At 71.8% G+C, this 10,488-nt stretch carries 11 protein-coding genes; 6 read left to right on the top strand and 5 right to left on the bottom strand.

From position 1 onward, the window contains the following. The first annotated feature begins 2 nt into the window (after nucleotides 1-2). Complete coding sequence (resB, locus tag AMK11_RS10470; protein WP_073725466.1) at nucleotides 3-1,718, top strand: cytochrome c biogenesis protein ResB; 1,716 nt, start codon at nucleotides 3-5, stop codon at nucleotides 1,716-1,718. Then, entirely contained in the window at nucleotides 1,715-2,842 is a 1,128-nt protein-coding gene (gene ccsB, locus AMK11_RS10465) for a c-type cytochrome biogenesis protein CcsB (protein ID WP_073725464.1), read from the top strand. The genes resB and ccsB overlap by 4 nt, the downstream gene beginning before the upstream one ends. A 30-nt stretch (nucleotides 2,843-2,872) precedes the next feature. Here ccsB and AMK11_RS10460 read toward each other — a convergent pair whose 3' ends face one another. The 4 genes from AMK11_RS10460 to AMK11_RS10445 form a co-directional block, all read right to left on the bottom strand. Continuing rightward, nucleotides 2,873-4,273, bottom strand: a complete 1,401-nt coding sequence (locus AMK11_RS10460) for a condensation domain-containing protein (RefSeq protein ID WP_073725462.1) — start codon at nucleotides 4,271-4,273, stop codon at nucleotides 2,873-2,875. Between the two features lie 130 nt (nucleotides 4,274-4,403). Further along, nucleotides 4,404-4,757, bottom strand: a complete 354-nt coding sequence (locus AMK11_RS10455; protein WP_073725460.1) for a hypothetical protein — start codon at nucleotides 4,755-4,757, stop codon at nucleotides 4,404-4,406. Further along, a complete protein-coding gene (locus AMK11_RS10450; protein WP_241846932.1) occupies nucleotides 4,754-5,308 on the bottom strand; it encodes a DUF6232 family protein in 555 nt (184 codons plus the stop codon). The genes AMK11_RS10455 and AMK11_RS10450 overlap by 4 nt, the downstream gene beginning before the upstream one ends. 177 nt (nucleotides 5,309-5,485) lie before the next feature. Then, nucleotides 5,486-6,220: a MerR family transcriptional regulator gene (locus tag AMK11_RS10445; RefSeq protein WP_073725458.1), complete on the bottom strand. Its 735-nt coding sequence runs from the start codon at nucleotides 6,218-6,220 to the stop codon at nucleotides 5,486-5,488. A 104-nt stretch (nucleotides 6,221-6,324) separates the two neighbouring features. Here AMK11_RS10445 and AMK11_RS10440 point away from each other — a divergent pair, with 104 nt between their 5' ends. Then, on the top strand, nucleotides 6,325-6,522 hold the full coding sequence (locus tag AMK11_RS10440; protein WP_073725456.1) for a hypothetical protein: 198 nt from the start codon (nucleotides 6,325-6,327) through the stop codon (nucleotides 6,520-6,522). On the opposite strand, the gene AMK11_RS10435 is transcribed toward AMK11_RS10440, so the two are convergent. Further along, nucleotides 6,519-7,382 carry a LysR family transcriptional regulator gene (locus AMK11_RS10435; protein WP_073725454.1) on the bottom strand — a complete coding sequence of 288 codons (864 nt, stop codon included), beginning with the start codon at nucleotides 7,380-7,382 and terminating at the stop codon, nucleotides 6,519-6,521. The genes AMK11_RS10440 and AMK11_RS10435 overlap by 4 nt on opposite strands. Nucleotides 7,383-7,462: 80 nt before the next feature. Here AMK11_RS10435 and AMK11_RS10430 point away from each other — a divergent pair, with 80 nt between their 5' ends. From AMK11_RS10430 to AMK11_RS10420, 3 genes are all read left to right on the top strand, one after another. Further along, nucleotides 7,463-7,999, top strand: coding sequence for a cupin domain-containing protein (locus tag AMK11_RS10430; RefSeq protein ID WP_079187338.1), 537 nt, complete (start codon nucleotides 7,463-7,465; stop codon nucleotides 7,997-7,999). Beyond that, nucleotides 7,996-8,358 (top strand): DoxX family protein, encoded by a 363-nt coding sequence (locus tag AMK11_RS10425; RefSeq protein WP_073725450.1) that lies wholly within the window; start codon nucleotides 7,996-7,998, stop codon nucleotides 8,356-8,358. The genes AMK11_RS10430 and AMK11_RS10425 overlap by 4 nt, the downstream gene beginning before the upstream one ends. Before the next feature lie 213 nt (nucleotides 8,359-8,571). Then, a complete protein-coding gene (locus AMK11_RS10420) occupies nucleotides 8,572-10,380 on the top strand; it encodes a serine/threonine-protein kinase (protein WP_073725448.1) in 1,809 nt (602 codons plus the stop codon). The last annotated feature ends 108 nt before the right edge of the window (nucleotides 10,381-10,488 follow it).

Here is a 10,488-nt window from a genome sequence, read left to right as displayed (position 1 = left end):
CGATGAGCGGCACTTCGAAAACGGCGACCGGCAAGACCCCGGCAGCCCCCGAGGACCAGGACCTCGGCACCGCCGGCTCCCAGCTGACCACCGCCCCCAAGGAGGAGGCCCCGAACCTCCCCACCCTCGGCGTCATCGGCTGGTTCCGCTGGTTCTGGCGGCAGCTCACCTCGATGCGGGTGGCGCTGCTGCTGCTCCTGCTGCTGTCGCTGGGCGCCATCCCGGGGTCGCTGATCCCGCAGGAGGGCGTCGACGCCATGAAGGTCGAGGAGTTCCGCGGGAACCACGACTTCCTCGGGCCCCTCTACGACAAGCTCGGCCTCTTCCACGTCTACAGCTCGGTGTGGTTCTCCGCGATCTACATCCTGCTGTTCGTCTCCCTCATCGGCTGCATCGTCCCGCGCACCTGGCAGTTCGTGGGCCAGCTGCGCGGCCGTCCGCCGGGTGCCCCCCGGCGCCTGACCCGGCTGCCCGCGTACACCACCTGGCGCACCGCGGCCGAGCCCGACGAGGTGCGCGAGGCCGCGCTGAAGCTGCTGAAGAAGCGCCGCTTCCGCTCCCACGTCGTCGGTGACGCCGTCGCCGCCGAGAAGGGCTACCTGCGCGAGGCCGGCAACCTCGTCTTCCACGTCGCGCTGATCGTGATGCTGATCGCCTTCGCCTGGGGCCAGCTCTTCAAGTACGAGGGCAACAAGCTGATCCTGGAGGGCGACGGCTTCTCCAACACGCTCACCCAGTACGACGACTTCAAGTCCGGCAACCTCTTCGACCCGGACCACGACCTGGTCCCCTTCAGCTTCAGCCTGAAGGACTTCCACGGCACCTACGAGGCCACCGGCCCCAACCGCGGCACCCCCCGCGTCTACGAGGCCGACGTCACCTACACCGAGGGCGCCTACGGCGAGCAGAAGTCGAAGGTCATCGAGGTCAACGAGCCGCTGGAGCTCGACGGCTCCAAGGTCTACCTCACCGCCCACGGCTACGCGCCGATCCTCACCATCAAGGACGCCGAGGGCAACGTCGTCATGGACAAGGAGGCCACGGCCCTGCTGCCGCTGGACTCCAACGTCACCTCCTCCGGCGCCGTGATGGTCCGCGACGGCTACCGCAACGCCGACGGCAAGAAGGAGCAGCTCGGCTTCAACGCGTTCTTCGTGCCGACCTACGGCGGCGAGGGCAGCGCGATGTACTCGACCTTCCCGGCGCTGCTCAACCCGACGCTCGCGCTCTCGGCCTACCACGGCGACCTCGGTGTGGACGCGGGCATCCCGAAGAGCATCTACCAGCTCGACAAGACCAAACTGAAGGAGTTCAAGGACTCCGACGGCGAGCTGTTCAAGAAGCTGCTGAAGCCCGGCGAGACCATGACCCTCCCGAACGGCGCCGGCACCGTCACCTTCAACGGCGTACAGGAATGGGCCAACTTCCAGGTCACCCGGCAGCCCGCCAGCGGCTGGGCGCTCGCCGGCTCCGTCGCCGCCATCCTCGGTCTCGCCGGTTCCCTGTTCATCCAGCGCCGCCGCGTCTGGGTGCGGGCCGTCAAGGGCGACGACGGCGTCACGGTCGTCGAGATGGCCGGCCTGGGGCGCAGCGAGTCCGCGAAGGTGCCCGAAGAACTCGGCGACCTCGCCGCGGTCCTGTACGAGCCGAAGAACGACGACGACACCCCCGATTCCCCCGACACCCACGTCGTACCTGCCGAAGGGCCTGAGAAGTGACTCTCGCCGCCGCAACCAACGAGAACCTCGCCAACATCAGCAACACGCTGATCTACTCCGCGATGGCCGTCTACACGCTGGCGTTCTTCGCCTACATCGCCGAGTGGCTCTTCGGCAGCCGCAGCAAGGTCGGCCGCACCGCCGCCGCACTCACCGCGTCCGGCGAGGACAAGGCCGAGGGCAAGGCCAAGGCGGCCCCGGCCGTCACCGTCAAGAAGGCCGGCGGCACCGCCGTACTGGAGCGGCCGAAGGTCGTCGTGCGTGCCGCCACCGGCTCCCGCGACGTGCCCGACGGCCCCGGCGCCCACGGCGGCACCGAGAAGGGCGACCTCTACGGGCGGATCGCCATCTCCCTCACCGTGCTGGCCTTCGCCATCGAGGCAGGCGGAGTGATCGCCCGCGCGCTGTCCGTGAAGCGGGCACCGTGGGGCAACATGTACGAGTTCAACATCACGTTCACGACGACCGCCGTCGGCGTGTACCTCGTACTGCTCGCCCTGAAGAAGAACGTCCGCTGGCTCGGCCTCCCGCTGATCACCACGGTCCTGCTCGACCTCGGTCTCGCCGTCACGGTCCTCTACACCGCCAGCGACCAGCTCGTCCCCGCGCTGCACTCGTACTGGCTGTACATCCACGTCTCCACGGCGATCTTCTGCGGCGCGGTCTTCTACGTCGGTGCCGTCGCCACGATCCTGTACCTGTTCAAGGACGGTTACGAGAACAAGCTGGCCTCCGGAGGCACCCCCGGCCGCTTCGCCGACTCCGTCCTGGACCGCCTGCCCTCGGCCGCGTCCCTCGACAAGTTCGCCTACCGCGTCAACGCCGCCGTCTTCCCGCTGTGGACGTTCACGATCATCGCGGGCGCGATCTGGGCGGGCGACGCCTGGGGCCGCTACTGGGGCTGGGACCCCAAGGAGACCTGGTCCTTCATCACCTGGGTCGCCTACGCCTGCTACCTGCACGCCCGCGCCACCGCCGGCTGGAAGGGCCGCAAGGCCGCCTACCTGGCGCTGGCCGCGTTCGCCTGCTGGCTGTTCAACTACTACGGCGTGAACATCTTCGTCTCCGGCAAGCACTCCTACGCCGACGTGGGCCTGGGCGCCCTCCAGTCCGTCGGGTTCTGACCCGCCGGACGGGAGGACCCGCCGGTTCCCCTAGGGGTGCCGGCGGGCGACACCCGCGACGATGTCCCGCAGCCGCTCCACGTACAGCCGCAGGTTCTTGTGCGCCACGTCGGTGTCCGGGTAGCGGGCGGCGAACCACAGGCCCTCGGGGAGCCGGGTGACCCAGGCGCACACCTGGTCGCCGTACGAGACCCGCAGCAGCGCGTACGCCGTGCGGTCCGGCCAGTTGCCGGAACCGGGGACGTCGCGGGCGTCGACGTACGACACGATCGAGTACAGGTCGGGCGAGGTCGGCTTGAAGTCCGTGCCGAGCAGGCGCAGCACCCGGTCGATGGGCATGCGGGACATCCGCCGGTTGGCCTGGAGCTGGGCGCGCACGGTGCGCAGGGCGCCCGTGAAGTCGCCGGCCCCCGCCACCGGGACCTCGATCGGCGCGCCGCCCACGTACCAGCCCACCGACTCCGACCACTGGGACCGCGACCTGGTGTGGAACGGCACGACGGTGCGGTAGACGGGCTCGCCGCCGATCTCGTGGACGGCCAGCGCGGTGGCGGCCAGGACACCGACCAGGCTGCCGCCGTAGGGACGGCAGTACGCCTCGAAGGCGGCGGCGTCGGCCGCGCCCACCAGCGGCTCGCGCACCAGCTTCTGCTCGGGCAGCGGGCCGCCCGGCTCCAGCCCGAGGTCGACGGGGAAGGAGGGCAGCCGTCCGTCGCAGCGCCGGATGAACTCCCGCCAGCGGGCGACGGTGTCGTGGCCGCCGTCGATCCGGTCCGCGTCCGCCCGCTCGGCCTCGCAGAAGTCGACGTAGCTGCCCACCCGGGGCCGGGGCACCGTCCGGCCCGCGACACCGGCCGCGTACAGCTCCTCGACCTCGGCGGGGATGCGGTAGATGGAGTAGGCGTCGACGTTGCTGTGGTCGAAGGCCATGTAGACGCTGACGCCGTCGTCGCGGACGACCGCCGTGTAGATGAGGTTGGGCCAGCGCAGCGCGTCCGCGACCCGGTCGAAGCGGTCCTGGAGGTGGCGGGAGAGTTCCGTCGCGTCCGGGAAGTCGCCGACGTCCTCGCGGTGCAGGGACACGGCGTCCGCGTCGAGGGTGAACCGCCGCATGGGGGCGCCGGGGGCGTCGCCCCACCGGAAGCCGCTGCGCAGCGTCTCGTGCCGCAGGGTCCAGGCGCGCAGCGCCTCCTGGAGCACGTCGAGGTCGACCGGTCCCGGGATGTCGAAGGCCGCGCCCAGCCAGGTCGGCACGAACAGACCGTCGTCGCGCACCGACCGGGCCGTCCGGATGTGTGACTCCTGGATGTACGCCGGTGGCCGCGTGTCCTCGGGCAGCCCCGCCGCGACCTCGACGGTCGCCGGACTGAGCGTCCACTCGACGAGGCGCCCGGGCCGGATCTCGCAGCGGTGGATGTCGGTCAGTCGCACGAGGGGTCTCCGTTCGCAGATGTAACAGACCCGACCAAGGGAATGCCGTGCCCGCGACCGCGCACATGGTGTGTCGGCAGGGTTCAACGGAACGGATGGCCCCTCGAACGGCGGTACGGGGGCCGCGCGGTCAGCCGCCGAGCAGCGCGAGGACGCTGTTCACGGCCTCGACGACGGGCTGGCCGACCGCTCCCACCGTGGCGGCGATCCCCGCGACCGCCATCAGCGCGCGGTGCCGCTGCTGCGGCTCGACACCGGTGGGCGCGGTGAGGTCCGGCAGGCAGTCGTCGATGGACTGCGCGCTGGCCGGCGGCACCTGGGCGCGCAGCTCCCGCACCAGCTCCACGAGCTGCTGGATCGCCGCCTCCAGGGCGGGCGACGCCTCGGTCCCGGCGGGAGCCGCGTGGTTCTTGACGATGCCGGTGTTGCCGAGACCGCCGTGCATCGAGACGCTGTCGCCGAAGTAGTAGTTGTCGCCGCTCATGAGTTCCCCACCCCTACGTTGCCCGATCCGCCGTACATGTTGACGTTGTCGCCGAAGTAGTAGTTCCTGGGGTTGACCAGGAGCTGCTCCACCTTGACCTGAAACTCCGCCTCGGGGTTCTCGATGGCCTGCACGATGGGCGCGACGAGCCGGTCGAGTTGGTGCGGGTCGGCGCTGGTCACCATCGCGATGGACGGTCCGGACGTCTCCATCGCCAGGACGTACTGGGCCGGTGCCGTCAGTACGGAGAACAGCTCCACGATGCTGAACACCAGCGCCGCGATGGCCCCCAGCCAGACGAAGGTGAGGATGCCGCCCGCCGTCGACGTGTCCGCGAACGCCGCCAGCCCGGCGACGATCGTCAGTCCGAAGGCCACCGACAGGATCAGCGCCGTGCGCTTCAGGAACAGCAGCGTGGCTTCCTTGCGCCGGGGCGTCATGGTGAAGGTGTAGACCCGGGTGATGTTCTGGAGGGGGTACGCCGCCGCCCCGACCCACAGCAGCCGCTTGCCGACCCGCAGGTCGATGGCCCGTACGGACCGCGGTGGCACGGCGGGCGGTGGCGGGATGTCGTACTGACCCGGTGGCTGGGCCGGCTGACCCGGTGGCTGGGTTCTCTGGCCGGGTGGCTGGAATCCTTGGCCCGGTGGCTGGTATTCCTGGTGCGGGGTGCTCTCCATCGCTCTCCTGACCCTCCGTCGGCTGATGGGCCGTCAGTGAGTGACCCATTAACCACGCAGGGTGTCCTCCGTGCAAGTCAGATATGTGTGCAGCCGGCCCGCACCCTCCAGGGTGGCCCGCGTACGGGCCGTCAGCGCCTGCTCCCGTGCGGCGATCGCCGTCCGCAGCGCCTCGCCGCCGCCCTCCCGGCGCAGGCCGTCCAGGACGGGCCGGATCTGGTCGAACAGGTAGTGGCTGCGGCGCAGCGTGTGCACCACCCGCGCGTCGCGCACGTCGGCGGGCCCGTACACGCGGTACTTCGTGTCCCGCTCCCGCGCGGGCGCGAGCAGCCCCGCCGTCTCCCACACCCGCAGCGCGGACGTCCGTACGCCGACCAGCGCGGCCACCTCGCCGATGCGCAGACCGCCGGTGCCCGCCACCGCTTCCGTCCTTCGCCCGGCCAGCACCTCCAGCGCCTCCCGCGCGGCCCGCAGCGAGACCCGCTCCTCGTGCAGGGCGGCGTGCGCGGCGTCCACGAGGGCCAGCGCGCCGGGGACGTCCCCCTCGTGCACGGTCCGCATGACCCGCGTCGCCGTCACCGGTCCGTACCCCTCCCGCAGCCCCCGGTACGTCAGCAGCGCCTGCCGGTGCCGTTCGCCGAAGACCCGGTACCCGGACTCGGTCCGCCCGGCCGGCGGCAGGACGCCGGCGTCCTCGTAGTTGCGGATCTGCTGCGTCGACAGCCCGGCCGTGCGGGCCAGGTCGACGGTGCGCAGACGGCGGCGACGGTCGTCGGTGTTCATCGGCCCGCAGCCTATGCGCGGTCCGCGCTCGGAGTCGGCGCTCCAGCACCGCGTGATCGGCGAAGCAGCGCCGGAGGCCGACGGCCCCGTACTGATGGCACTTGGTGGCCGTGGACCCCTCCTTCTACAAGTCGTACATCTCCGAGGAGATCCGGGACGAAGGCCGCGAGCAAGGCCGCGTCCAACAGGGCGCCCAGGACGTTCTGCTGGTCCTGGAGCAGCGCGGCCTCGCTGTCTCCGACGACGTCCCCGCCCCGGCGGCGCAGGTCTCCGGTGCGGGCAGGCGCACGGGCAGGTCCTAAGACCCGCCCGGTCCCCAAAACGCCGCGACGGCGCTCCGGACGAACGCGCGGACCAGCGGGTTCGGGTCGCCGTCGGGCCAGGCCACCACCGCACGGCTCGCCGGCATGCCGGTCAGCGGGACCACGGTCAGCCCCTCCGTGGGCTCGTGACCGACGAGGGTCATGCCGACCGTGCCGTTCCAGAGCACGGCCTGCCGGCACTCCTGCACGGTGCGGACCACCGGGCCCTCACGGAGCCGCCCGGCGCTCCAGTAGGCGCTCCAGAGCGGGTCGGTGCCCTCCGGGAACCGGAACCAGCGGCGGTCGGCCAGGTCGGCCGGCGTCAGGCCGTCGTGGCGGGCCAGTGGATCGTCGGCGCGCAGCAGTGCCCCCACCGGATCGGCGCGCAACTCGCGCACGGTCAGGCCGGTGGTGTCGAACGGCGCGCGGGTCAGGGCCACGTCCACCAGCCCGGCGGGCAGTCCGCAGGTGGGGTCGGTCAGGTCGGTCTCGCGGACGGTGACCTCGACCTGGGGGTGGCGTCGACGGTAGGCGGCGGCCAGCCGGAGGACGTCCGGGTCGGTGCTGTCGCCGAGGATGCCGACGGTGAGCGTCGCGGTGCCGGCTGCGGCGGCCACCCGTACCCGCATCCGGTCACTCCGGTCGAGCAGGTCGCGCGCCTCGTCGAGGAAGACTGTGCCGACCTCGGTGAGCGTGACCCCGGCCGGGTTCCGGTCGAACAGCGGAGCGCCGACCTCCGTCTCCAGCCGTCTGATCGCCCGGCTCAGCGGGGGCTGGCTCATGTGGAGCCGGGCGGCCGCCCGGCCGAAGTGGAGTTCCTCGGCGACCGCCACGAAGTAGCGCAGCGTACGTAGCTCCATGCAGCGACGATACCCGTGCGGTATCGCCTTCGTGGAAGAGGTCTTGGACGGTCGTGCCGCCCCGGCGGTGCAATCGGAGCATGACCGACCAAGAAGCGCGAACCAGTGAGACGGCCACGGCCACGGCCATGACCACGACCGGTGATCCCGCCGTGTCGGTGGTCGGGCCGGGGGACGGGGAGGTGATCCTCCTGGGCGGCACGCGGATGCGCGTACTGGAGGACGGCCGCAACACCGGGCACCGCCTCGGGGTGGCCGAGTCCGTCCTCGCCCCGCACACCCCGGGACCGCCGCAGCACCGCCACGCCGAGCACGACGAGGGCTTCTACGTCGTATCCGGCACGGTCCGGTTCACCATCGGGGACACGGACCACGACGCGACGGCGGGCACGTTCGTGCTCGTCCCGCCCGGCGCCCCGCACACCTTCGCCAACGTGACCGGTGAACCGGCCGTCCTGCTCAGCACCTTCACCCCGGACCTGTACGTGCGGTACTTCCGCGACCTGGGGGACCAGTACGCGGACGGCCGGGCGCCGACCCCGCAGGACAGCGTCCGCACCATGCGCCGTTACGCGACCGAACCCGCCACCGACTTCGCGGGGAGGGCGCGGTCGTGACTGTCGCCTACTGGATCGTCGCCGCTCTCCTCGCCGCCTTCTACCTCTACGGCGGTGTACTGAAGGCGGTCCGCAGCCGTGAGCGGCTGCGGCCGATGATGGCCTGGGTGGACAGCATGCCGATGCCCGCCGTCCGCGCCGTCGGGGTGGTCGAGGTGCTGGGCGCCGCCGGGCTGGTCCTCCCGCCGCTGACCGGTGTCGCGCCCGGGCTGGCCCCGGCCGCGGCCGTCGGGTTCGTGGTCCTGCAGATCGGCGCGACCGGCGTGCACCTGCGCCTGGGGGACCGGCGGATCGCCCTCAACCTCACCCTCCTCACCGTTGCCGCGGCCACCGTCCCGCTCGCCACGACCTGGCTGTGAGCCGCCGCCACCGCGCCGGAAAGGCGGGAGGCGGCCGGTCGGTGACACTGCATCGTCCCTGGCGTGCGGTCACCAAGGAACGAGGTGACGCCGACTCATCAGACGTATACGGCACTGCACTTGGGGGCGCCATGCTAAAGATGTAGCTTCCCGTGAGTGCTGTGACCGACGGTCCCACGGGCGCTCACGGCATCAGGCGAAACGGGGAGAAAGTTGAGTGAGGAAGCCGTATCCGGCCTCACGGGCAGTGGTGCCGAGCCGTTGGAGGACGACGACCCGCGCCGGATCGGACCGATCCCGCTGCTGGGCCGGCTCGGGGCCGGCGGCATGGGCCGCGTCTACCTCGGCGTCCACGAGGGCCGGTACGCGGCCGTCAAGCAGGTGCTGCCCTCGGTCGCCGGCGAGGACGCGGACTTCCTGCGCCGCTTCGGACACGAGCTGGACAACCTCTCCCGGCTGCCCGACGGGGCCACCGCGCCGCTGCTCGCGGGTGACCGGGACGCCCGGCCGCCGTGGTTCGCCACCGCCTACGTGCCCGGCATCACCCTGCGCGAGGCCGTCGACCTGCACGGGCCGCTGCCCGCCGAGGCGCTGTGGCTGATCCTGCGCGAGGCCGCCACCGCACTGGCGGCGGTGCACGCCCTGGACATGGTCCACCGCGACCTCAAACCGTCCAACGTCATGCTGACCCTGGACGGCCTCACCCTCATCGACTTCGGCGTCGCCCGCGCCGCCGAGCAGAGCCAGCTGACCAGGACCGGCATGGTGGTGGGCACGCCCGCCTACATGTCGCCCGAGCAGGCCTCCGGGAAGCGGGCGTCCAGCGGCGTCGTCGATGTCTTCGCGCTGGGCTCGGTGATCGCGTACGCGGCGTCCGGCCGCCCTCCCTTCGGCGACGAGTCCGGGCACGCCGTGCTGTACCGCATCGTGCACGAGGAGCCCGACCTCCAGCCGCTGCGGGACCTGGACGCCGAGCTGGCCGACGTGGTCGCGTCCTGCCTCGACAAGGACCACGAGGGCCGGCCGACCGCCGCCGAGCTGGCAGAGCTGGCCTCGGGACGCGGCCTGTCGGCCGCGCCGTCGTGGCCCGGGGCCATCAGCGAACCGCTCTCCGCACGCGCCGCCTTCGCCGCACGCACCCCGGACCCGGACGAACTCCCCACAGCGGGACCGGAGCCGGAGCACAAGCCGACGGAAAAGCCGGAGAACGAGCCGGAGGTGACGCGTCGGCCCGCGGGGCCCCGCAAAGAGCGCCGGCGCCGGATCCTGCCCGTCTTCGTCCCGATCGTGGTCGTCGTGACGGGCGGCACGCTGGCCTTCCAACTGCTGCCTCACGTCACCGACTCCGACGGCGCGGCGGGTCCCGCCCCCTCGGCGTCCGTCACGGTCGCTGCCCCGGTGACCCCCTCGGGGAAGCCGGACCGATCCACGAAGCCGGCGCCCTCCGACAGCGCGTCCTCCTCGAAGAAGCCGGAGCCCGAGGGCGAGGAGCCGGCGAAGGAGTCCGGGGCGCCCGGCGCGGGCACGGACCCGGACGGTGGGGACGGCACGGCCGGCGCGGACGGCAAGGAGGACAGCGGTTCAGGGACCGGAGCCGGGTCGGGCAGTGGCGGCAGCAGTAGCGGTGGCAGCGGCAGCGGCGGGGACCCCGAGCCCGACGCCCCGTCGGCGGGCGGCACCGTCCTGCGCAACGGCTCCACCGGACACTGCGCCACCGCCTCCAGCTATGGCGGCGTCCGCCCCGGCTCCTGCGCCACCGAGGCGGCCGCCTGGAACATCCAGGCCGCCTCCTCCGGCACGTACCGGCTCGTCCACAAGGCGAGCGGCAAATGCCTGAGCAGCTACGGCGCGATCCACAGCCAGCCCTGCAGCAATCAGAGCGGTCAGGAATGGCGCCTCGGCTCGGGCGGCACCATCGTCGCCCCCAAGGACGGCAAGTGTCTGGCAGAGGCCACGGCGAGCAGCATGATCATGATGCAGAGGTGCGACGGCTCCGCCGCGCAGCGCTGGGCCCGCTCCTGATATCCGGGCGTGGCCGGCCGTTCTCCGGCACTTTCGAGCCGTAGATGGCCGGATCTCCTTGTTGCTGTGGGGATTTGGTCACCCTAGTGTGTCAAGGAGTGGTAAAAA

It is taken from the genome of Streptomyces sp. CB02414, assembly GCF_001905385.1.
Classification (GTDB): domain Bacteria; phylum Actinomycetota; class Actinomycetes; order Streptomycetales; family Streptomycetaceae; genus Streptomyces.
This window is presented reverse-complemented; position numbering and strand designations above follow the sequence as displayed.